This is a genomic window from Brumimicrobium aurantiacum (genome assembly GCF_003402975.1).
Lineage (GTDB): Bacteria > Bacteroidota > Bacteroidia > Flavobacteriales_D > Crocinitomicaceae > Brumimicrobium > Brumimicrobium aurantiacum.
Genome location: NZ_QURB01000006.1, coordinates 19,536 through 43,520 on the forward strand (window position 1 = coordinate 19,536; position 23,985 = coordinate 43,520).

25 protein-coding genes are annotated in these 23,985 nt (G+C 33.3%); 14 read left to right on the top strand and 11 right to left on the bottom strand.

Annotated elements, in window-relative coordinates; genetic code table 11:
* Positions 1-140 precede the first annotated feature (140 nt).
* From DXU93_RS09965 to htpG, 6 genes are all read right to left on the bottom strand, one after another.
* A complete protein-coding gene (locus DXU93_RS09965; RefSeq protein ID WP_116881144.1) occupies positions 141-281 on the bottom strand; it encodes an EF-hand domain-containing protein in 141 nt (46 codons plus the stop codon).
* The gene (locus DXU93_RS15275) at positions 254-382 is read right to left on the bottom strand and encodes a hypothetical protein (RefSeq protein WP_262510726.1); all 129 of its coding nucleotides are present in this window, start codon (positions 380-382) and stop codon (positions 254-256) included. The genes DXU93_RS09965 and DXU93_RS15275 overlap by 28 nt, the downstream gene beginning before the upstream one ends.
* A 300-nt stretch (positions 383-682) precedes the next feature.
* On the bottom strand, positions 683-1,210 hold the full coding sequence (locus DXU93_RS09970) for a hypothetical protein (protein ID WP_116881145.1): 528 nt from the start codon (positions 1,208-1,210) through the stop codon (positions 683-685).
* Between the two features lie 101 nt (positions 1,211-1,311).
* Positions 1,312-1,974: an XAC2610-related protein gene (locus DXU93_RS09975; RefSeq protein ID WP_116881146.1), complete on the bottom strand. Its 663-nt coding sequence runs from the start codon at positions 1,972-1,974 to the stop codon at positions 1,312-1,314.
* Positions 1,975-2,050: 76 nt separating this feature from the next.
* The gene (locus tag DXU93_RS09980; RefSeq protein WP_116881147.1) at positions 2,051-2,851 is read right to left on the bottom strand and encodes a TerB family tellurite resistance protein; all 801 of its coding nucleotides are present in this window, start codon (positions 2,849-2,851) and stop codon (positions 2,051-2,053) included.
* A gap of 49 nt (positions 2,852-2,900) precedes the next feature.
* The gene (gene htpG, locus DXU93_RS09985) at positions 2,901-4,787 is read right to left on the bottom strand and encodes a molecular chaperone HtpG (protein ID WP_116881148.1); all 1,887 of its coding nucleotides are present in this window, start codon (positions 4,785-4,787) and stop codon (positions 2,901-2,903) included.
* 397 nt (positions 4,788-5,184) lie between these two features.
* Here htpG and surE point away from each other — a divergent pair, with 397 nt between their 5' ends.
* From surE to DXU93_RS10015, 6 genes are all read left to right on the top strand, one after another.
* Positions 5,185-5,955 (top strand): 5'/3'-nucleotidase SurE, encoded by a 771-nt coding sequence (surE, locus tag DXU93_RS09990; RefSeq protein WP_116881149.1) that lies wholly within the window; start codon positions 5,185-5,187, stop codon positions 5,953-5,955.
* A gap of 21 nt (positions 5,956-5,976) precedes the next feature.
* On the top strand, positions 5,977-6,291 hold the full coding sequence (locus tag DXU93_RS09995) for a hypothetical protein (protein ID WP_116881150.1): 315 nt from the start codon (positions 5,977-5,979) through the stop codon (positions 6,289-6,291).
* Entirely contained in the window at positions 6,288-7,403 is a 1,116-nt protein-coding gene (gene lpxB, locus DXU93_RS10000) for a lipid-A-disaccharide synthase (protein WP_116881151.1), read from the top strand. Before DXU93_RS09995 ends, lpxB begins: the two co-directional genes overlap by 4 nt.
* 145 nt (positions 7,404-7,548) lie before the next feature.
* A complete protein-coding gene (locus tag DXU93_RS10005; protein WP_116881152.1) occupies positions 7,549-7,797 on the top strand; it encodes a type II toxin-antitoxin system Phd/YefM family antitoxin in 249 nt (82 codons plus the stop codon).
* Positions 7,798-8,058: a Txe/YoeB family addiction module toxin gene (locus DXU93_RS10010; protein WP_116881153.1), complete on the top strand. Its 261-nt coding sequence runs from the start codon at positions 7,798-7,800 to the stop codon at positions 8,056-8,058.
* A 145-nt stretch (positions 8,059-8,203) separates the two neighbouring features.
* Positions 8,204-9,388: a SpoIID/LytB domain-containing protein gene (locus DXU93_RS10015; protein ID WP_116881154.1), complete on the top strand. Its 1,185-nt coding sequence runs from the start codon at positions 8,204-8,206 to the stop codon at positions 9,386-9,388.
* Positions 9,389-9,393: 5 nt separating this feature from the next.
* Here the strand turns inward: DXU93_RS10015 and DXU93_RS10020 are convergent, their stop codons facing one another.
* A complete protein-coding gene (locus DXU93_RS10020) occupies positions 9,394-11,283 on the bottom strand; it encodes a RecQ family ATP-dependent DNA helicase (protein WP_116881155.1) in 1,890 nt (629 codons plus the stop codon).
* A 107-nt stretch (positions 11,284-11,390) separates the two neighbouring features.
* Here DXU93_RS10020 and DXU93_RS10025 point away from each other — a divergent pair, with 107 nt between their 5' ends.
* Complete coding sequence (locus DXU93_RS10025) at positions 11,391-12,461, top strand: branched-chain amino acid aminotransferase (RefSeq protein WP_116881156.1); 1,071 nt, start codon at positions 11,391-11,393, stop codon at positions 12,459-12,461.
* A gap of 196 nt (positions 12,462-12,657) precedes the next feature.
* On the opposite strand, the gene DXU93_RS10030 is transcribed toward DXU93_RS10025, so the two are convergent.
* Positions 12,658-13,596, bottom strand: a complete 939-nt coding sequence (locus DXU93_RS10030; RefSeq protein ID WP_116881157.1) for a mechanosensitive ion channel family protein — start codon at positions 13,594-13,596, stop codon at positions 12,658-12,660.
* Between the two features lie 113 nt (positions 13,597-13,709).
* On the bottom strand, positions 13,710-14,633 hold the full coding sequence (locus DXU93_RS10035; RefSeq protein WP_116881158.1) for a LysR family transcriptional regulator: 924 nt from the start codon (positions 14,631-14,633) through the stop codon (positions 13,710-13,712).
* A gap of 104 nt (positions 14,634-14,737) precedes the next feature.
* Here DXU93_RS10035 and DXU93_RS10040 point away from each other — a divergent pair, with 104 nt between their 5' ends.
* From DXU93_RS10040 to DXU93_RS10070, 7 genes are all read left to right on the top strand, one after another.
* The gene (locus DXU93_RS10040) at positions 14,738-16,201 is read left to right on the top strand and encodes a catalase (RefSeq protein WP_116881159.1); all 1,464 of its coding nucleotides are present in this window, start codon (positions 14,738-14,740) and stop codon (positions 16,199-16,201) included.
* A 210-nt stretch (positions 16,202-16,411) separates the two neighbouring features.
* Positions 16,412-17,050, top strand: a complete 639-nt coding sequence (locus tag DXU93_RS10045) for a peroxiredoxin (protein ID WP_116881160.1) — start codon at positions 16,412-16,414, stop codon at positions 17,048-17,050.
* Positions 17,051-17,052: 2 nt separating this feature from the next.
* Positions 17,053-17,370, top strand: a complete 318-nt coding sequence (locus tag DXU93_RS10050; protein WP_116881161.1) for a thioredoxin family protein — start codon at positions 17,053-17,055, stop codon at positions 17,368-17,370.
* Complete coding sequence (locus tag DXU93_RS10055) at positions 17,351-17,611, top strand: DUF6952 family protein (RefSeq protein ID WP_116881162.1); 261 nt, start codon at positions 17,351-17,353, stop codon at positions 17,609-17,611. Before DXU93_RS10050 ends, DXU93_RS10055 begins: the two co-directional genes overlap by 20 nt.
* A gap of 287 nt (positions 17,612-17,898) precedes the next feature.
* Positions 17,899-18,564, top strand: a complete 666-nt coding sequence (locus DXU93_RS10060; protein WP_205679255.1) for a DUF2490 domain-containing protein — start codon at positions 17,899-17,901, stop codon at positions 18,562-18,564.
* A 21-nt stretch (positions 18,565-18,585) separates the two neighbouring features.
* Positions 18,586-19,122 (top strand): hypothetical protein, encoded by a 537-nt coding sequence (locus tag DXU93_RS10065; protein WP_123776108.1) that lies wholly within the window; start codon positions 18,586-18,588, stop codon positions 19,120-19,122.
* A gap of 268 nt (positions 19,123-19,390) precedes the next feature.
* Positions 19,391-19,543 (top strand): hypothetical protein, encoded by a 153-nt coding sequence (locus tag DXU93_RS10070; protein ID WP_317126919.1) that lies wholly within the window; start codon positions 19,391-19,393, stop codon positions 19,541-19,543.
* A 231-nt stretch (positions 19,544-19,774) separates the two neighbouring features.
* Here the strand turns inward: DXU93_RS10070 and gcvT are convergent, their stop codons facing one another.
* Positions 19,775-20,857 (bottom strand): glycine cleavage system aminomethyltransferase GcvT, encoded by a 1,083-nt coding sequence (gene gcvT, locus DXU93_RS10075; RefSeq protein WP_116881165.1) that lies wholly within the window; start codon positions 20,855-20,857, stop codon positions 19,775-19,777.
* Between the two features lie 122 nt (positions 20,858-20,979).
* Complete coding sequence (locus DXU93_RS10080; RefSeq protein ID WP_116881166.1) at positions 20,980-23,838, bottom strand: GEVED domain-containing protein; 2,859 nt, start codon at positions 23,836-23,838, stop codon at positions 20,980-20,982.
* Positions 23,839-23,985 lie beyond the last annotated feature (147 nt).

A 23,985-nucleotide genomic window follows, 5' to 3' on the forward strand; every position in this document is an offset into this window, starting at 1 on the left:
TGCTTTTTATGATGGATATATTATCAGGTTAAAGCTTAACTTCCTTTTAAAACAAAAAAATCCATCAAGAATTGCTTCTCGATAGATTCTGTTCCAGTTTTATACTTTACTTATGTTACGCTTATCTCTTTCTTTCTTTTCTAGATTCTAGTAGGAGTGAAAGCATCAAGCTCTTCAAGGGTTAAAAATCCATTTTCATCTGTGTCTATTGTTGCAAACTCTTTCGCAAGTGGACCTTTTACTTCTGATTCACTTAGTTTTCCATCTTTGTCAGTATCCATTTTTCAATTAATTCTGCACTTGTTGGAGGAGTTCTTTCCTGACCGTAAGCTGAAACAATACCTAATGATAATCCAAGGCTAATTATAAATGCTTTTTTCATGTTGTTATAATTTATTTGTTATCTACTTGTTTAGACATTCATTTTTTAGAAAACCTTCGGTTCCATATTGCTAACGAATGTTAATTAAAAATTGTTGTTTTTTTTTAATTGATTAAGGATAACAAAACATGGTTCTGCTTAATACCTTAGTATCGACCCTAAAACGGAAAAGAGTATAAGTATGAAAAATGAGATAAGAACAAGCCCAGTGATAAGGGAATAGGTTTTTAACCGTTTGTTTTGAGCATGTTATTTAATGATGTAAAATGTAATGAGAATTGCTTTATTCAATAAATGAAGTTAATTACTTGAATCTATAGGGTTAAGGTATTCCATTAATGCCAAGTTATAACAATGTTCTGAGCAATCTACTGTACAGCCTAATCCGATGGCGACAACCTCTACATTATATTTTTCCTTAAACTCTTGTTTAATCTCTTCTGAATCAATAGCGATTCCGCAAGAAAAGTAAGCGAATTTATTTTGCGTTTTGTCATATTCAAAACGTTCCAATAATTGGTCACAATTATTTTGGTGATAGTTGTTTGTAAAGCGAATTCTATTATATACTGCTACTGATCTGTAGGCTAAGATTAACTCAGAGAAAATTAAAGCAAGAGCAAAAATGAACAAGGTTTTTAAAAATAAAGGTTTTCTTAGTCTTGGAATGAAGCTAAGAAGGATAGAAAAGAGTAATACCGCCAACAATAAAAGCTGAATGTACATTATTAAAGCATCACTCTCAAAAACAAAAAGGTACCTTCTGTTAAAAGCTAACAAACCGATTCCAACAATAAGAAGTATGATAGAAATGATTGTCTTTCTCATTTTTAGTAGTTATTTAATTAATTGGTTTCGATTGTTTACCAAGTTAAAATAATTAGGTAAGAATTAAAGAGTAAAGTAAAATTAAGTTGGTAAATCTATTTCTAATCTCCAATTATTCTCTTTATTGCTTTTTTATATTCGCTTCCATATGTACTTTCTTCATTCTTATTTCCCTCCTCATAGACAATAATTTGATAATCAATAATGGAATCTCCTTGAATTTTATAAAAACTAGTCCAATTTCGTCCCGACATAACCTTATTATCAATAAGGTCATATTTTGGAAGGTAGTTTGGATTTTTTATTTTTTCAAAACCTCTAATCTTTTGAACTTTAGTTTTGGTTTTATCAACGAGATATAAGTTGTAAGTCCAATTACTTCTAACATCTGAAGAGTTTTGAATAAGAATATCCTTAATGTTATCGTTGTTGAAATCTATAAATTCAACTTTTTGGACTAGACTTACAATAGTGTCCCGGTATATTTCAACTTTTTGTTTGTTTTGCTCTTTTAATAATTGAAATATAAAAGTGTAATTCAGTTCATGATTGTTTCCTTTGTTTAAAGGAGAAAGCTTTATCTTCAGAAATTTATTCCTGTATATTGTATCGCAGTTTATTTCGAATTCATTAGACGAATTAGAGGTTGGTTGAATTATAGTTGTACTACTTTTAGATTCAAAAATATGATCTTCATGATGCACGTTTACACAGCCTGTTAAAACAGGGAAAAGGAAGAATATTAATATTAGATTTGAGTTCATTACTGAGTTGATTCAGTGCTAAAGTAACAAATAAAAGTTACTATTAAATAAATATATAGATGTCTAAATCAGTAATTTATGCCATTCCACGTTCCTTTTTGATATTTTCATAGGCTTCTTGAATACGTTGGAATTTTTCTTTGGCTCCTTTTTGATACTCTTCACCCATTTGAGCAACTTTGTCTGGATGGTAACGTACAGCCATTTTTCGGTATGCTTTTTTAACCTCCGCATCTGTAGCGTCTTTAGTTGTTCCTAAAACCTTGTAATCACTTTCCGTGTCTCTATGGAACATGTTTTGAACACTTGTAAAGTCCATATTTGGAACCCCCATCATTGTTGCAATACGCTGAAGAATTTGCATTTCTTCTGGAGAAACAGAACCATCAGCTTTCGCAATTCCAAACATGTAATGCAAAAGTTGAACCCGAACTTCTGGACGTGTGCGTGTACGTACATCATTACAGATTTCTTGCAATGGAATGTCTTGTGGTTGATCAAGAAAGGTCTTTAGGGTTTTAAGGTGATTTTTTGTGAATTGATTTCCAAATTGTTGTTGTAAAAAAGCTTTTACATATTCCAATTCTGATTTCATCGCTTTACCATCAGCTTTCATTACTGCTGCAGATAAGGCCAATAGCATCGTAGGGAAATCATAACGTTGGGTTTGACGTTGATAAAAATCGAAGATATCTTGTGAAGAACGGAAATTCTGCTGTCTTCCTTGTCCACCTTGTGCTTCATTGACAAATTCTGCTGCTCTAGAGAAATTATCAATAAAAGAACCAATTAAAAATCCGAAAAACGCAGCAAATAAACTAAAATCAGTTAAATAAAACGCTAATCCTGCTCCAATCCACTTAAAATATCCTGTCATAACAATAAATAAAAGGAGCAGGCTTTAAACCTGCTCCTCTGTGATTTTTTTATACTAATTCAATACTTCTATTCACAAAGTTGGTCAATTCTTCACCTTTTAACATCCCTTGTGCAAGCATTGCTAAATCAGTTAATTGTTTTGCTTTTTGTGATCTTTCGTCACCTGAAGCTTCTAGAATACTAGAAATTTTTGGATGATTACTGTTCACAATCATGTTGTATGTTTCTGGGAAGGCTCCCATAAATCCAGCACCTCCTACAGCTTGTTGCTCTTTCATTCTACGAATAAACTCTGGCTGCGTTACAACGATTGGTGCTTCACTTTCAGACATACTTTCGAATTGAATCTTAAACATATCTTTGTTTACTGTTCCTTCAAAAACAGGCTTCAATTCTTCTTGTTCTTTTTCGCTTAATTTAGATGGAATCTCTTCGTCTTTTTGAATCAATTTATCTAAAGTGTCAGCATCAACTCGAGCAAAAGAAACGTTTTCTAAAGTTGTTTCCATTTTTTGAATCCAGTGTGAAGCAAGAGGACCTTGTAATTCAAGAACTTTATATCCTCTGTCGTTTGCAGCTTTTACAAAGTTAAACTGCTCTTCTTTACTGTTTGTGTATAAGAAAACTGTTTTTCCGTCTTTGTCTGTTTGCGTTGCTTTAACTTCTTCTTTGAATTCTTCAGCAGTGTAAAACTTACCATCTGTAGATTCAATTAAGTGGAAAGCTTTCGATTTGTCAGCGAATTTATCGTCAGACAACATTCCGTATTCAGAGAAGATACGTAAATCTGGCCATTTCTCTTCAAAATCTTTACGGTCCTTATTGAACATTTGCTTCAATTTATCCGCAACTTTTTTAGTGATGTGTGAACTAATTTTCTTTACGTTGCTATCACTTTGTAAGTAAGAACGAGAAACGTTCAATGGAATATCTGGAGAATCGATAACTCCGTGCAGAAGTGTAAGGAATTCAGGTACAATTTCCTCAACGTTGTCAGTAATAAATACTTGGTTTGAGTATAATTGAATTTTGTTTTTCTGGATCTCTACATTTTCCTTAATTCTTGGGAAATACAAAATTCCAGTCAAGTTAAATGGATAATCAACATTTAAGTGAATGTGGAACAATGGATCTTCCATTGACATTGGGTAAAGCTCTCTGTAGAAGTTTGTATAATCTTCTTGATTTAAATCCGCCGGCATTTTCGTCCATGCTGGAGAAGGATTATTGATTTGATCTGGAACTACATTGTCAATTTTCTTAACGTTTCCATCATCGTCTTTTTCTCCTGAAGGATCGTCGATTTTTTCTGTTCTTGTTCCAAAAATTACAGGAATCGGTAAGAATTTACAGTATTTATTCAAAATTCCACTGATACGTGCTTCTTCTAAGAACTCAGCAGATTCTTCATTGATATGTAAAATGATGTCAGTTCCACGGCTTTCTTTTTCCGTTTCTTCTATTGTATATTCAGTTGTACCATTACTTTCCCATCTTACAGGTTTAGCATCGTCATAACGACCTAAAGTTTTGATTTCAACTTTTTCAGCAACCATAAATGCTGAGTAGAAACCTAAACCAAAGTGACCGATAATTGATTCTTTGTTGTCTGAATCCTTGTATTTTTGAACGAATTCTTCAGCTCCAGAAAATGCAATTTGATTAATATATTTGTCGATTTCTTCAGCTGTCATACCAATACCGTTGTCACGAATGGTAAGTGTTTTTGCTTCTTTATCTAATAAAACTTCAACTTTTAAATCTCCAACTTCTTTGTTGTATTCACCATTTTTTGATAATACTTTCAATTTTTGAGAAGCATCAACCGCGTTAGATACCAACTCACGAAGGAAAATCTCATGATCTGAATACAAAAACTTTTTGATGATCGGAAATATGTTTTCCGTCTCTACATTAATATGTCCTTTTTTCATTGTTTTTAATTTTTTTGTTGACGTTTTCCTATGGTCAATCTTTATGCCAGTAGAGTTAAACTGTCAAAATGGCAAGAACAAAGTATAAAACTGTTGGTCACACTGACTTTTTGAGTGTTTTTAGGTGAAATTAACTTTTATAAATTCGTTTGGTGTTCTTCTCCTTTTTTCATTGATTTCACTTTTATCGAGGCCATTTCGAACAACTTTATCGGAGAAATCTTATTCTAATTATGATAACAACCATAAAACACTTGTAAAGTTCCCGATATGCATTTGTTATATTAATTGCTTAGTTCATTTACTGGTTTTTTCCCAAGAATTTCAATTTCTACTGTGCAATAAGGATAAACACAAAAGATATGATTATTTTCGCATTCAATCAAAATGATGAGAAATGTCTGAAAAACGCCCATTAATTTTAGTCACTAATGACGATGGAATTCAAGCCAAAGGAATCAGAAGTTTAATTGAAGCAGTTGAGCCTTTTGGAGATGTTGTTATCGTTGCGCCAGATAAACCACAATCGGGAATGGGACATGCGATTACCGTAAACGATGTTTTGCGATTGAATCCGTCACCGCTTTATGATCAGTATGATGCATATACGTGTTCAGGTACACCAGTGGATTGTGTGAAGTTGGCCATAGCAGAAGTCATCAAAGGAAAACCAGATTTATTGGTTTCAGGAATTAATCACGGAGAAAATAGTGCTTCTAATGTACTATATTCTGGAACAATGTCAGCAGCTGTAGAAGGCGCAATGGAAGATATTCCATCAATTGGTTTTTCACTTTTAGATTTTGATAAAGATGCTGATTTTTCAGGTTCAAAGTGGGCTGTTCAAGAAGTGGTAAAACGTGCTTTAAATGGAGAGTTTCCAAAGAAAACGTGTTTGAATGTCAATATTCCACAATTAAAAGAAGAAGAAATCAAAGGAATTCGCGTGTGTCGTCAAGCGAAAGCTTATTGGAAAGATAGTTTTGATAAACGTTATGATAATTTCGGGAAACCTTATTATTGGTTGAAAGGAGAATTTAATCGAGATGATTGGAATGAAGATACTGATATTTGGGCACTTGATAATGGCTATGTTAGCATTGTACCAACACAATTTGATATGACCGCTTACCATGCGATAAGTGAAATCAACGAATGGGAATTTTAAGAAAAAATTAGTGAAATTGATATGGGAGTAATTGATAATTTAGGAAAGAAACTTGATAGCCGTCCAATGGGGATTGTATTTGGTTTGGTCTTGCCAGTATTCGGATTTGTTATTTTTTGGCAATGGAAACATGGTGCACGTTCATTTGATGAATTGTATCACTTTTTAGCAGCAAGTCCCAATAATCGAAATGATTTATTGGTTTTTTCAGTGATTCCAAATTTATTGCTGTTTTACCTCACAAACTTCCGTTGGAGATGGGATAAATTTACAACAGGTTTAGTTGGAGTAACCATCATTTTAAGTGTAGTTGTAGCATCATTAATTTTATTGTGAAAAAGTATTACATCATAACAGGAGAAGCATCTGGAGATCTTCACGCCGCAAATTTGATGCGCGGAATTTTGAAGGAGGATCAAAACGTTGACTTTCGTTATTGGGGAGGCGACAATATGGCGAATGTTTACGGGAAACCAGTAAAGCATATTTCAGAACTTGCTTTTATGGGTTTTGTTGAGGTTGTTGCCAATCTTGGTACTATTTTGTCAAACATTAAGTTCTGTAAGAAAGATATTCTTGATTACAAGCCTGATGCATTAATTTTGGTTGATTATCCGGGGTTTAATTTACGTATTGCCAAATGGGCAAAATCGCAAGGAATTAAAGTGATTTACTACATTTCACCTCAAATATGGGCGTGGAAACAAAACCGTGTACATACCATTAAAAAGGTGGTAGATAAAATGTTGGTGATTCTTCCATTTGAAAAGGAGTTTTATGCCAAATTTGATATGGAGGTTACCTATGTTGGTCATCCCTTATTAGATGCGATTGAACAGTTTAGAGCGAAAACAGATAAAGTCGATTTATATCAAAAACACAATTTAGATGAACGCCCAGTAATTGCACTTTTGCCTGGTAGTAGAAAGCAGGAGATCAATACAAAACTGCCAATAATGTTGGATAGTTTGTCAAGCTTCGATGATTATCAATTTGTGATTGCAGGAGCTCCCGCTTTACCCGATTCTTTTTATGAGCCATTTTTAAAACACTCGAAGAACGTTCGTTTAATTCATGGTGAAACATATGATTTACTTTCTATTTCTACAGCGGCTTTGGTAACCTCAGGAACGGCAACTTTAGAAACAGCATTGTTCGAAGTACCAGAAGTAGTTTGTTATAAAGGCTCTTCTATATCTTATCACATCGCCAAACGATTGATCAAAGTAGATTATATTAGTTTGGTCAATCTGATTCTTCAAAAAGAAGCGGTAAAAGAATTGATTCAGCACGAATGCAATGCGAAACTAATTGAAAAAGAATTAAAGTTGATCCTTCCTGGAGGAGCCAAGCAAGCCCAAATGGAAAAAGACTACGCTGAATTGATTTCGATTTTAGGGAAGGGCGGAGCTAGTGAAACAGCAGCGCTTGAAATAATTAATAGTTGATAAATCGAAATTGCTCACTGTCTATTCAACTTTGTATTAAATTGGTTTCAGATAATCACGAAAATAATCTCGCGTAGGTTGAAGGTTTTATACATATTGTATCTTTAAGTACTTTATTAAGTACTTTTTTGATTATCTTTACGATATGGAAACGGTAAATTATACAGAATTTCGTTCAAATCTAAAGCATTGGTTCGATAAAGTAGTTAATGATGTAAGTGATGTTATTATCAGACGTAAAAGTGGTAAAGATCTTGTTTTAATTTCATTGGACGAGTACAATTCTTTAAAGGAAACGGCCTATTTGTTAACAGGAAAGAATAGAGATGTTTTATTAAAATCTATCAAAGAACTTGAAACAGGAAATGGAATTGAAAAAGACTTAATTGAATAGATGAAATTAATTTGGTCTACTTCTTCTTGGGAAGATTATTTGTATTGGCAAAAAGTTGATAAGAAGATTTTAAAACGAATTAATCAACTCTTAAAAAGTTGTATGCGAACTCCTTTTGAAGGTATTGGAAAACCCGAAGCGCTGAAAGGAGATTTGCAAGGATGTTGGTCAAGACGAATAACATCAGAACATAGATTGGTTTATAAATATGAAAATAAGCAATTATGGATTGCAGCTTGTCGTTACCATTATGGAAAGTAAAACTCTTATCTTCCATGATATCCTCTTTCATGATTAGATGTTTAGGCTCAACTGAATATACGAAGTATTTAAAATTAACAATCAATAATTAATAATTATATCACTGATTTGTAAAAGGGAAAAGAATCTATTCTAATTTTACAAGATGAAGTGGATTTTCCTTCTTTTATTTATTTTTTCATGGTCATATTCTGTATTCGGAAATGATATGAAAATTGGTGTTTACCGTGACCATACCATACAAAGGATTGACTTTTCTTATAATGAAGGTAGTTACTTGATTTATGGAGATTCTACTCAATTTGGTGCATTATTACCCAATGAATTTGTATCAATAACAAGAAAAGGAAGCAAAGTAGAATTGAAAAAAGGTGTTCGTATTTTGGGCTTTTTCAAAGAAGTGACCTTAAAACCAACTTCTCCAAACAATGTTTTGCGTTTGAGACCTCGACAACCCTTGCTTAAAGAACGTAAGTACAATGATGGTTTTATCGTTTTCTCTAACCGTAAAGGATTAACGATTGTTAATGATGTTTCCTTTAAAAACTATTTGGGAGGTGTTGTGGAATCTGAAGGGGGAGGAGGAAAGCATATCGAATATTATAAAGCACAAGCTGTAATTTCACGAACCTATGCCTTAAAATACATGCAGAGACATGAAAAGGAAGGTTTCAATTTGTGCGATCGAGTACATTGTCAGGCCTATCACAATAAATTAATTTATACAGATAATATACGCAAAGCAGTAGATGCCACGGATGGATTGTACATCGTTGATTCAACCACAAATGAGTATGTCGAAGGTTTTTTTCATGCCAATTGTGGTGGGCAAACCAGTAGTTCTGATTATGTTTGGAAAGAAGAAATCCCATATTTACAACCCTTTAAAGATACTTTTTGTATTTATACAAGACAAGCTACTTGGGAAAAACGGATTTCTAAAGTTGAATGGCGAAGATTTTTAGTGAATAATTATTTCTATCCAATTGAAGATAGCGTTTACCGATCGTTAATTTACAACTTTAAACAAGAAGATAGAAAAGCATTTTTCATTAGTCCCCATTTAGGAATCCCCTTACGTGATATTCGTTATCATTTTAAATTGCGTTCAACCTACTTTTCTTGTGAACCTGAAGGACAATATGTTTTATTAAAAGGAAGAGGCTACGGGCATGGTGTCGGTTTTTGCCAAGAAGGAGCAATGGGAATGGCCAATAATGGTTTAGATTTTCAACAGATCCTTTCTTTCTATTTTGAAGGAATAAGATTTAAACATTACTTTGAAAAAATGTTTTTCAATCAAGGTCCTTATAGAATTGGAATGTTTTAGATGATTTAATCCACTTGGCTGAAAACACCAGCTTCGTAATGGACTAGATTTTCATCCATCATCCAATTAAGAATTCCATTCAGATAGTGTTTTTCAACACCTTTCAATTCAAAAATTAACTCCTCCATTGAATAGCTTTTAGTCCTCAATAATTGTTGAATAATTTCTTGTAGTTCTTCACCACTATAATTAGAGCGTTCTTCTGCTAAACAAACATCACATTTTCCACATGCTTTACCTTCTTGTCCAAAGTACTTGAGTAATAAAATTGAGCGACAAATCGGTTGTTGAATAAATCCTATTAAACTTTCAAGTTTTTTATTCGCAACGTCCTTTCTTATTTGATAAACTTTTTTGTCGATTTGCATGTAATCGTCTGGTAAACGTTCATGCAATAATGTAACTTGTGGAAGTTCACTTTGCCAAGAAATATCAGCCAAACCTTGTTTTTCGATATACTGCAATTGTTTATGAATGAGCGATCTTGACTTTTTTAATTTCGTAGACAAACGTGCTTCATCTACTTGGAAATAGTTTTCAAAAATTCCAGGATGACTTCTTGATAAATAAGAAATTATAGGATCATAATCTTTGTTTTTTAATTGAAAGTTGTAGAGTGTTTTATTACTTACAATAAACTTCAATTTAGTTGGATGGAAGACGGCCTCGTTAAATAAAATTGAACCATTTAATTCGAGTATTTTTAAGGCATTGTATGTTTGAACTGGATCAAAATCATACTTTTTTACCAAATCTCTTATGGACAAACCATAGCTTTCATTTGCACCTGAACCAATGGCAATCCCAAAGTGATTACATAGCGCACGATAAACGGTTTTGATAAAATCAATAGGAGGGAATTGTTTCTCAATTCGCTGACGCATTTTAACGAGGTCAACTTGCGTATAAAAGGCCATGTTACGAGAGGCTTTTCCATCTCTCCCAGAACGTCCAGCTTCTTGGAAGTAGGCTTCTAAATTATTAGGAATTTCATAATGTAACACAAAGCGTACATCTGGTTTGTCTATTCCCATCCCGAAAGCATTTGTAGCAACAACAATTCTAATTTCGTTGTTTAACCAAGCATTCAATTTTTTATCTCTTTCTTCTCCATTCATTCCTCCATGATAGACTCCTGCAGAAAAATTATGGGCAATTAAAAGTCGCGCTATCTCTTTTGTTTCTCGTCGTGTCTGGCAGTATACAATTCCTGTGTTTCCAGAAAAACGCTTACAAGCTTTGAGGATTGCATTCCGTTTGTTTTCAACGGCATAAACCTCGTATGAGATATTATCTCTGGTAAAATCCCCTTCAAAATAATTAGGATTTTTCATTTCAAGATGTTCGATAATATCTTGTCGGACTTCTTTGGTTGCAGTGGCAGTTACGGCAATGATTGGAACATCTGAATGAATTTCACGTAACTTGTATATTTCCAAATATGGAGGTCGAAAATCGTGTCCCCATTGTGAAATACAATGTGCTTCATCAATAGCAATTAATGAAATCTTCATTTGTTTGAATCTCGCAATGAAAATATCGGTTTTTAATCGTTCGGGAGATACATAAAGAAAATCTAATCCACCAAATTTTGCATTGTCGAGAATGATGTCGATTTCCCTTCTTGACATTCCCGAAGTTATTGCAGCAGCTTTGAGTCCTCTTGACCTTAAGTTTTTAACTTGGTCTTGCATAAGGGCAATCAATGGAGAAATAACCAAACAAATTCCTTCTCTGGCAATTCCTGGAACTTGAAAGCATATCGACTTTCCACCTCCAGTAGGTAGGAGGGCAAAAGTATCGTGACCGTTAATTGCACTTTGGACGATTTCCTCTTGTTGTTTCCTAAAGCTATCAAAGCCCCAATATTTTTTTAATATTTCGACTGCAGTCAATGGTATAAAAGTTTAGTAAACAAATGTAGTTAAATTTCAGTCATTTTTAAAGCTCAAGTGGTTTGTCTATTGAAAATTGAGTATATTCGCAGCATATCAAAAATAATATGGAAACATCACAATATACAATCAAAAAAACAAGAACAAAAAATAGTAAAATTGACCAAGTGGATTGGGACAATATCCCTTTCGGAAAGTTATTTTCTGACCACATGTTAATTATGGACTACAAAGATGGAAAATGGCAGGAACCAGAAATCGTTCCTTTCGAAAATTTATCATTGCATCCAGCAACTTCTGCAATTCACTACGGACAATCTATCTTCGAAGGAATGAAAGCCTACAGAACTGTGGATGGTGAACCAGTTGTTTTTCGTCCAGAGAAAAATGCACAACGTTTTAGAAAATCTGCTCACAGAATGTGTATGGCAGATATTCCAGAAGATTTGTTTATCTACTGTTTGGAAGAGTTGTTAAAATTTGATGACGAGTGGGTGCCTAAAAAGGATACAAACTCAATGTACATTCGTCCATTTATGTTTGCTACTGACGGATATACTGGAATTAAACCTTCAGATACATACCGTTTCATGATTTTTACTTGCCCTGTAGGTTCTTACTATACAGAAGCAATTAACTTGAAAATTGAAGAAAATTATACACGTGCAGCATACGGAGGAGTTGGAGCAGCAAAAGCAGCAGGTAACTACGCAGCATCTTTGTACCCAGCAAAACTAGCACAAGATGAAGGATTCCACCAATTGATTTGGACAGATGCTCAAACGCACGAGTACGTTGAAGAAGCAGGTACAATGAATATTTTGTTTGTAATCGATGGTAAATTGGTTACACCAAAAGAATCTGATACTATTTTAGCAGGAATTACAAAGAGAAGTGTAATTGAAGTTGCTCAAGATTGGGGAATGACTGTTGAAGAGCGTAAAATCTCTGTTAAAGAAATTATCGAGTCTATCGAAGATGGATCATTAACAGAAGCATTTGGAGCAGGAACTGCAGCAACGATCGCACCAGTTAAAATGATTGGTTATAAAGGAAAGAAATACGAACTTCCAGGTGAAGAAAAGCGTACTTTCTCTAAGAAAGTTGTTGAAGAATTAGATGGTATGAAATACGGAAAAATCGAAGATCGATTTGGATGGGTGAAGAAAATCAAATAATTCAACCGACAACATTAAAAAGAATACTTTAAAATAAAGTTTCGATATTTGAAAAACGACTCGATCTTATCGGGTCGTTTTTTTTTGTGTCTTACTTTTTAGGGTTTATCCATTATAATTTATTCAAGCAAATAAAAAAGAAGCGAAAACTCACTGGTTTTCGCTTCTGTATTAAGAAGAACAGTGGACTTAATAATTAAGCCTCGCCTTGTTCGTTGTTTCGTTTTCCTTGACTTGATTGGTCAGAAGCTTGTTGTTGATCAAGAACTTCATTCAATTTTTCTCCGCCTTTAATTCCAAAGTCCAAAGTTCGAATAGGGAAAGGAATCATAATGTCGTTATTGTCGAAGGCTTTCTTAATTGAAATGATAGCTTCACTTTGACTCTTTAAGAATTCGAGTTGACTTTTAAACTCAACCCATATCATAACTCTAAAATCTATTGAACTTCCTCCAAAGGCAAGATATACTAAATCAATATCTTTCTGCTTATTAATGTTGGGAACATTTTTTACGGCATCGATAGTTATTTCTCTTACTCGTTCCAAGTCCTCTCCATAGGAAACTCCAACATCCAAATCTATTCTTTTGTAAATATTTTCAGAATCGTTAACCAATGGATTTTGGAATAATAGTTTATTAGGAATTATAATTTCTTGTCCTTGAAAGGATGAAATTTCAGTTGTACGAATTCCAATATGTTTAATAACACCACTATGTCCTTCACAGTGAATTACTTGACCTATTTTAAATGGCCTTTTAACCGCCATGAAGAAACCAGCAATAAAATTTGTTGCGATATCCTGAAAAGCAAAACCAAGAGCTAAACCAATGATTCCTGCACCTGCTAATAATGAGGAAACTGTTTTGTCGAGATTGAGTAGGCTAAGAGCAGCAAATGTACCGATTGTTAAAATCGCAATATAAATAAGCTTTGAAATAATCGATGAAAGAGAATTATTGTGAATAGCTTTACCTATTAATTTTAATGAGAAGTTTTTTGCTACTTTAGCAATAAATACGAAGGCTATCAAAACTAAAATTGCCAGAATGAAATTTGGTAACATTTCGACTAAATTTTCTGACCAGTCTACTAATTTTTCTATTATAATGTTGTAGTATTTTGTGATTTCCATACAGTGATTTTGAATTTGCATTTAAAATAATAAAAAAATGACTTGGTCGAATATGCCTAATTATAAAAAACTCTAAATTTATATTCGCGATTTGAATTATAGATGATTAATAATTATGCCTTCCAAGGCAAAATCTCTATATTTTTTTTATTGGGGATTCCTTCATTTTTATTGTGTTGGATAATGCACATGATTTTTTTTATATCCTCTTTTTTAGTGTTTCGGCTTAAATGTAAACCAACGATTTGTCGAATCGGAGTATGGTTTGAAATTTTCTTAATATGCTTTTCTTCAATATTCAACTGCGGAACATAATATTTAGGAATTAAAGTGTAGCCACCTTCTTGTTCCACCATTTTTGTAAGTAAATGTAAATTTCCCCCTTCATAATTCCATTCAGTTTTGTTATTTTGATCAAGATTACAAAAACTGATCATTTGTGTGCGTAAACAGTTTCCTTGACTTAATAACCAAGGATGTTCGTTTTGTAAAACATCTAAGTCAATTTCTTTTTCTTTGATTTGAGTAGAATAGATTAAAATCTCTTCATTGTATAGCACTTGTTGCTCAATTGTCTTATCAAGGATAGGCCCTGCCATTATTCCAAAATCAATGGTTTTGTTTTTTAAAGCATCAATTAATTTTTCTGAGGTTAATTCACTTATATCTAAATGTACATCACCAATTTGAGTTTGCCACTTTGCATATAACTCAGGAATTAAGTAATTAGAAATGGTCGGTATAATTCCAATTCGAATTTCTGATTTATATGTTCCTTTTAATTTCTGTACCTGAATCTCTAATTCATCATAAGCCGTTTGTATAGAGGAAAGGTACGGTAGAAGCTTTTTACCGACTTCTGTTAATGAAATTGGATTCGTATCTCTATTAATAATAGAATAACCCAAAATGTCTTCTGCTTTTTTCAATTGCATTGAAAGTGTTGGCTGAGTTACGTGACAAGCTTCTGCTGCACGTTGAAAATTTTTGTATTTTAACAAAGAAAAAATGTATGAGAGCTGAACAGGAGAAATCATATAGAAAAAGTTTATGTAAATATAATAATAATTGATAAAAACAATTACTCCTTATTCAGTATCTTTGTAATGTAATTAAAACGGCTTATTTAAAACTTAATATCATGGAAAACAAAAAGAAAAAATTAACATCAGTATCAGGAAGACCGATAGCTGAGAATCAAAATGTAAAAACAGCTGGACGAAGAGGTCCAATGTTATTAGAGGATTTTTGGTTCTTGGAAAAACTCGCACACTTCGATCGTGAGGTAATTCCTGAACGAAGAATGCATGCGAAAGGTTCTGGTGCTTTTGGAACCTTTACAGTGACACATGATATTTCTAAATATACAAAAGCGAAGATATTTTCTGAAGTTGGAAAGAAAACAGAATTGTTTGCACGTTTTTCTACTGTAGCTGGAGAACGAGGAGCAGCAGATGCTGAAAGAGATATTCGTGGATTTGCTTTAAAGTTCTATACTGAAGAAGGGAATTGGGATTTAGCAGGAAACAATACGCCAGTATTTTTCTTAAAAGACCCTTACAAGTTTCCAGACTTAAACAAAGCAGTAAAGAGAGATCCAAAAACTAATCTTCGAAATGCAAATCACAACTGGGATTTCTGGACTTTGTTGCCAGAGGCTTTGCATCAAGTAACGATTACTATGAGTGAAAGAGGGATTCCAAAATCATATCGTCATATGAACGGATATGGAAGCCATACTTTTAGTTTTATAAATGACGAGCAAGAAAGATTTTGGGTGAAATTTCACTTTAAAACAGAGCAAGGAATTGAAACATTAACAGACCAAGAGGCTCAAGAATTAGTCGGAAAGGACCGTGAAAGTCATCAAAGAGATTTGTTTGATGCGATTGAAAAAGAAGATTTCCCAAAATGGAAGTTGAAAGTTCAAATCATGCCTGAGGCTGAAGCAAAAGACTATAGATTTGATCCTTTTGACTTAACTAAAGTTTGGCCTCATGAAGACTATCCACTAATAGATGTAGGAGTGATGGAGTTAAATAGAAATCCAGAGAATTATTTTGCTGATGTTGAACAAGCTGCTTTTAATCCAGCAAATGTAGTACCGGGGATAGGTTATTCCCCTGACAGAATGTTACAGGCAAGATTGTTTTCTTATGGAGATGCTCAACGTTATAGATTAGGTGTAAACCATTATCAAATTCCTGTAAATAAACCACAATGTCCATTTCATAATCCACATAGGGATGGTGCGATGAGAGTAGATGGAAATGAAGGTTCAACCTTACATTACGAACCGAATAGTTATGGTCAATGGGAGGAAAGTAAGGAGCACAAAGAACCTGCTTTAGGATTGGAAGGAGATGCATACCATTATGACCATAGAGAAGATGATGACTATTATACTCAACCTGGTAATTTGTTTAGAATAATGTCTCCAGAACAACAACAAGTGCTTTTTGAAAACACTGCAAGACAGGTTGGTGGAGCCGAACAATTTATTCAAGAACGTCACATTAAAAATTGTTACAAAGCAGATCCTGAATATGGAATTGGTGTGGCAAAAGCATTGGGATTAAATCCTGACGATTTAAACTTAGGTTAGTCATAAATTATAAAGCTTTAAAATAATCATGGATGAAATTGGTATGAAAAATAATTTTAATCTGATATATAAGTACTTATTCATTTATGGAATTATGAAAAGATTAAAAGAGTTTTAAAAGAGTGAAAAATCTCTAATAAATGGAAGGAAAAAGAATGAAAATTCTTAACTTCATAGCACAAATTAGTAATTAAATAAAAACAAAATAATATGTCAATAGTAGGAAAAAAGTTCCCAGATATCCAAGTGGATGCAATGAACGAAATGGGAGATACTTTTAAAATTAATGTACTTGAAGAAGCAAAGAAAAATAACAAGAAAGTTTGTTTGTTCTGGTACCCAAAAGATTTTACTTATGTATGTCCAACTGAGTTACACGCATTTCAATCGAAATTGAAAGAATTTGAAGACAAGAATACTATCGTTATTGGAGCTTCTTGTGATACTCCTGAAGTACACTTTGCATGGTTAAGCACTGCAAAAGACAACGGAGGAATCGAAGGTGTTACTTACTCACTTTTGGCGGATTCTAACCGTAACTTAGCAAACATGTTAGGTATTTTGGATATCCAATCAGAAAAATACAACGAAGAAACAGATTCTTTCATTTTAGAAGGTGACAACGTAACTTACCGTGCGACTTACCTTATCGATGAAGAAGGAACAGTATTCCATGAGGGTGTAAATCACATGCCTGTTGGACGTAACGTAAACGAGTACCTTCGTTTGATCGATGCATATTCACACGTACAATCTCATGGTGAAGTTTGTCCTGCCAACTGGGAAGAAGGAAGTTCAGCAATGAGCGCAGATGCAAAAGGGACAGCAGAATACCTTAAAAATAATTAATCATGGCTTTTGAAGAGTTAACTACAGATACTTTGCAAGATGAGGTTTCTAATAACGAAACTGTAATTGTGCAATACGCTGCCGGATGGTGCGGTAATTGCCGAATCATGAAGCCTAAGTTTAAGAAATTTGCTCAGGAACATGAAAATGCAAAGTTTATTGTAATTGATGCTGAAAAAAACCCAGAATCTAGAAAGTTAGCTAAGGTGGATAACTTACCAACTTTCGCAGCTTTTAGAAACGGGGAGCTTGTTCAGCAAACGCAAACAAACAAAACAGAAGTTTTAAAATCTTTTATCGATGAGACTACCAGTAATTAAACACATTTCAAATTTTATTGAAGAAAATGACGAGGATTTCGTAAATGAAACAATCGAAACATTGGAAAACCTAACAGAATTGTCTTCAATGAAAGATGAAGAACTTGATGTAATCGGAGAATTACTCTCTAATATGTATGGCGCAATTGAAGTCAGTAAAATGATGAGAGAAGAAGATATTTCTCAAAAAGAAGCAGCCAATAAGTTCATGAAACGTGTTACGGGTTCAATTGATACTTAACTTTAGGTTAAGCGGATTTTAAAAGTTTATCAATTTATAAAAGAGATCATTTTTATTAATGGTCTCTTTTTTTGGTTTGAATTATACCTATCATGACACTCAATATCCATTTCTATTAAAATGTCGAGAACGAATAAGTAATTAAAAAGTACTTTAGATACTATTTTGACCATAAAATCAGAAGAATATTATCATTTTGATTGGGTTAAGCTTACTACATTTCTATTTTTGCAAAAAATTAAATCTAGTTTAAAAACGTGAATTTATTGGACTATAAATGTGTGAAAATGATGAAAAAAGTTGCCTCAGTATTATTGATTTGTTTAATCTCTTTTTCAGGAATTTCCCAATCTTCTGATCTAGGGAATTGGATGATGTATTTCGGAAATAAAAATCTTAAAAATGGTTGGAACTGGCATCATGAAGTACAATATAGAAACTACAACTTTATTGGAGATCTTGAACAATTGTTGTTGAGAACAGGAATAGGATACAATCTCACTGAAAATAACAATAATCTTTTATTAGGATATGGTTTTATCAATGGACAGGTTTATAGTAATGCGCATGTGGATAAAGTTGAAATTAATGAACACAGAATTTATCAGCAATTTATTAATCGTCACGCCATCGGGAGAGTGAATCTACAACATCGTTTTAGATTAGAAGAACGATTTTTTGAAGACCAAGATTTACAATTAAGATTACGTTACTTTTTAGGTTTAACGATTCCAATTAACAATACCTCAATTGTGGAGAAAACCTTCTATGGATCAATTTATAATGAGCTGTTTTTAAACGGAGAAAAAGATTACTTTGATCGAAACCGACTTTATGCTGGAGTAGGGTATAAGCCTAATAGTAAAATAAAGTTTGAATTGGGATATATGAACCAATTCTTTCAGTCATCTGGGCGAGATCAAATCAATATAATGATGTTCCTTAATTTTTAAGCTATATATAATCCATTTAAAATGAAGTGTATAAAATCGTTGATGTGTTTGAGTTTTATTCTTGCAATATTTTCTTGCAAGAAAGTGGATGAGTATACACAATTTGAAATCAATAATGAGCAAACCATTGAAATCAAATCCAATGCGGTCATCAATGTTCCATTCGATATAGTTTCACCCGAGGTTGAAACAGATGCTGAATCAACATTTGAAAGTAACGATACCAGAAAAAATCTAATAGAGACAATTGAATTAAGGTCCTTAACAATGGAAATCACTACTCCTGAAGAGGGGGATTTTAACTTCTTAAATGAGATTAAAATTTATATTTCATCAGATAATCATACTGAAACGTTGATTGCATGGAAGGAGAATATTCCTGAAAACTCTAGTAGTACTCTTGTTTTAGAAACTTCAGGTGAGGACTTGAAGAAATACGTTAAAGAGGATACCTACAAATTGAGATTTAATACAATCACAGATCAATCCATCACAACTGATCACAAGATTAAGGTAAATTCAACCTTTTTTGTTGACGCTGAAATTTATGGAATATAAGTTCAATATTCACTTTTGATCTATTTACTATACTTCTCTCTTTTTAGAGAAAAAAGACGATTTTTATAAAAATTAGCCTCGAAAATTAAATTTACATTACTTTTTCACCAAAAAAATGTGAAAAACTATTGAATTTTTGAGAAAAATGATACATTTTTTGTTTTAACCCTATTATGCCTTATATTTGTATTGAATCACAATATATAGAGTTATCAAGTTAGTAAGCGTAAATAGAAAAAGTAAATTAGAAAATAGATATCATAGAAATATGGGGCGAATTTGTGTGCAGGTTACACGTATTCGTAAACATTTTTTAGGTATTCCTTATAAAACAGTTCACAAATACCGTCAGACTTATGGTGGAGAAGTGAAGGACTGTGAGGACTGTGTAATCTCAAAAAATGAATTAAGTTTTCAGTAAGAAATCAAATTATATAACATTAATTGAAGGTCGAGCATTAGCTTGACCTTTTTTGTGATTTCGGCAAGCTCAGTCACCACAACAAGCTCAGTCACCACAACAGGCTCATTGATAAGGGTAAATTTATTCACTGAGGCAGGTTCATTCACCAAAGAATTTTCAATAAAATAGTAACAAAAAAGAGGATTCCATTTCTGAAATCCTCTTTCGTATTTTTATTTAAATAAGTGTCTATCCTTTATAAAAAGGAGGCTTAACGATTTGTGCTTTAAGCGACTTTTTTCGAACTCCGATATAAATTTCTCCTGTTTCTTTCGCTACATCAATTGGAACATATCCCATTCCGATGGCTTTGTTTAAAGATGGTGACATTGTACCTGAAGTTACACGGCCAATTTCTTCACCTTCTGCATTTTGAATTGGGTAACCTTGACGTGGAATACCTTTGTCAATCAATTCAAATCCAACCAATTTATTTTTAATTCCAGCTTCTTTTTCTGCCTTTAAAGCTTCACTATTTGTAAAGTCTTTGGTGAATTTTGTAATCCAACCTAATCCAGCTTCTAAAGGAGAAGTTGTTTCATCGATGTCGTTTCCGTATAAACAGAATCCCATTTCTAAACGCAAAGTATCACGCGCTCCTAAACCAATAGGTTCAATTCCAAAATCAGCTCCAGCTTCTAGTACTTTTTCCCATACTTTTTTGACATCCTTGTTTTTTACATAGATCTCAAATCCACCACTTCCTGTATAACCCGTTGCAGAAATAATAACATCATTTACACCTGCAAACTCATTGATTTCAAAAGTGTAGAATTTAATCGTTTTTAAATCAACCGAAGTCAATGATTGCATTGCTTCAGAAGCTTTTGGACCTTGAATAGCCAACAAACTCCAATCGTCAGATTCGTCAACCATTTCAGCACCAACATCGTTTTTAGATGAAATCCAGTTCCAATCTTTTTCAATATTTGAAGCATTCACAACCAAAAGGAAGTTGTCATCCGCTATTTTGTAAATAATTAAATCATCAACAACACCACCAGTATCGTTTGGAAGGTAAGAATATTGTGCCTTTCCAGGAACCAATTTACTCACATCATTGCTTGTTACTTTTTGAAGTAAAGCTTCTGCATGTTCACCTTTTACGAAGAACTCACCCATGTGAGAAACATCAAAAACACCCACTTTCGTTCTCACTACTTCATGTTCATGTTTTAATCCTGCATAAGAAACAGGCATATTATAACCTGCAAAAGGAACCATCTTTGCTCCTAACTCTGTATGTACTGCTGATAACGCGGTTTCTTTCATCGAATTGAATTTTATTTTAGATTCTTTGCAAAATTAATAAATATTCAATGTTAAAACTGAATGGAAAGCTAAAAGTGGTTGTTGAATTATTCACTTTTACCTTTCCTGAAACCTTCTTTTCATTATAATTTTACAATCTTGAATGTTTTTTGATTTTCAGTGTTGTAGATATTCAGTGTGTAAATACCATTTTCGAATTTATGAATGTTAATAGTCGCTTTTTCAACATTATTCAATATTTGATTTTCAACTAGAATTACACGACCATTCATGTCTATCATTTCTATCTTTAACTCTGCAATTTGAGAAGGATTTAAAATTGTAATTTGATCTTTCGCTGGATTTGGAAACACAGAGAGTTCTATCAATTTATCTTGAGTGTTAGATAAATAATCACAGTTTCCTTCTACTTCAATGTAAACATGAGCGGTGTCAGCTTCACATGATCCTTCAGAAATAATTCGATAATATTTAATGACGTCATCAATTGATGGTGTTGTAATTACTGATTGTCCGAGTGGATTAAAAGATTCATCAAACCATTCACCAGGTGATGAAGCATTGGTTAAGGTATCTAAGTCTATAGGTTCATTGATACAAGCATAAATTGAATTATTACTTCCAGCATCGTTTTCATGATGAATTGTCAAATCCAATATCAAAGTTGAATCACATCCGTTTGAAGCGCCTTCAATAAAAGTATAAGTTGCTGAATTGTTTGAACTAGTATAAGTATTTCCATCAATCCATGTAAAACTTTCACAAGCTTCGTGTACATCTGGTTCTATAATTGTTGGACACGCCAATGTTGAAAAGGTAAATGGACCGGTCCATGTACTTTGATTAATTCCGCACTCAGATTGAATATAAAAGTCGTAGCTTTCATTTGGCGTTAATCCTGTAATCAAATATGGATTTGAATTGACTGAATCAAGCATTGTAACTCCAGAACCTTGGGTAAATCCAGTTGGTCCATACTCAATGTTCCAATAGTTGGCCGCTCCAGTACTCGTCCAACCAATCTCAATTGCTGTTTGTTCTATATGATTGGACATTAAATTTGTTGAAGTTGCACATGTTGGTTCTTGGACAATTGAAAGTTGAAAATCAATACTTGATCCTGAGCTAATAAGACCACAACTAGGAGGAGGTGTACCTTGTGATTTCTCCCCACGTATTCTCATTCTGTAATCATCAATGTTTACACCATTTGGCACTGTGATCAAGAAGGTTTTATTGGATGATGGTCCATTATCAGTTCCCATAAGTTCAGAAGGTTCAAAGGCTCTATTTTTGTTCCAATCTACCCATAGATTAACGGCACAAAATCCTCCGAAAAAATCAGTGGATATAAAGAATGATTGATCTTCGAAAGAAGTGAAGTTTTGTGAAGTTTCATCTGAATAGCCATTTTGTGGTGGAGTAAATGTTGAAAATGATATATTGTCCAAAGCCCCCATTGAATTAACAGAAGAAATGAATCTTGAATTAGACAAGGAATATGGATCACAATATCTGTATTCAAATGGTCCAGACCAACTGCTTGTATCACCAGGTCCACAAATTGAACGAACATAAAAGTCATATTCTTCACCAGGCGTTATGTTTAAAGTAAATGGATTAGTGTTGACCACTGATTGAGTAAACGTGTAAAATGGGGATGGAACAAATCCATGGTCACCATATCGAATCTCCCATTCACTTGCCCCGTTTGGATCAGTCCATCCAATGTCCACACTATTTGGACTTGCTGAACTTGCAACAATATCAGTTGGTCTTAAACAATTTGGTTGAGGGATTACTGATAGATTAAAATCGACTGTCGAGCCATATGTAAAATCTCCACATGTTGTGAGACTGGTTGTTGAAGATTCTTTACCACGAATTCTTACTCTATAGTCACCTATTGGTGTTCCATTGGGGACTGTGATGTCATGTGTTATCAGCGCACTGTTAGATTCGTCGCTTATTAATTCTGATTGGTCAAAAGTGAGGTTCCCATTCCAATCTATCCATATTTTTACATCACTAGGTGAATTATTAAAGGCTGTCAAAATTTCGAAACTTTGCCCTTCGTAAGCTTCAAAAGTTTGACTTGTTTCATTCGCATATCCATCAGTTGGATTTGTGCTTGTATTGTAATTAATATCACTGAACGCGCCTTCAGAATTTATAATACTTAAGTATCGTGAGGTAGAATAACCATAACCAATACAGTATTGATAACTAATCGGACCTACCCAAATGCTTGTATCTCCAATATTACAAATTGAACGAACATAAAAGTCATATTCTTCTCCGGGAGTAACAGGGACTAAGTAATTATTATTTGTTATATTAGAAATTCTATTTCCTGATCCTAGTGGCATCCCTAAATCTACATATTCAATTTGCCATTCAGATGCATTGTTAAAATCTGTCCAACTAAAATCCGCAAAACCTGTAGTGGCGTTATTTACAGTTAAAAAGTTAGGAGGTATACAGCTTGGTGGTGATAAAATAGTTAGATTAAAATCAGCTGATGCACCTGTGTTGATAGATCCACACGACGGAGGATTTCCATTTGCTTCTCCTCGAACTCTTACGCGATAATTACCTGGTAAGGTTCCTTGTGGTATTGTGTAGCTATAAGTATAAATAGAATAACCTGTCAACGAAACAATGTGCTCAGATGCGTCAAATGTATAATCATTATTCCAGTCTATCCAAATGTTTACAGTGGGATTAAGTCCATAAAAATAATATTTGAAATCAATGGTCTGAGTTTCATAAGATTCAAAAAGAAGTGTAGTGGCATCTTCATGACCTCCGGGAGGAGTTGTACTTGAGGTGTAAAGGAGATCTGTTTCAGCATTTATGGACTTGAAATAATAGAATTGGCTTCCGGAATTTACTGTGGATGGAGTACAATAAGATTGCGCTATTGCATTTACTCCAAAGATTAAAAAAAATAAAAGAGATTTTATAGTTGTAGTTTCCATAAATTAAAGTTGTAGTGTTTAAAAATACTAACGATCCTGGTTTTTAAAACGTTGCTTATTTTTTGACATAATTTTGACAAATTTGTTTCGAATCCTCATTATTGGTTTGTATTTATTTAAATTCTAATTTTACCTCAAATAGAAAAT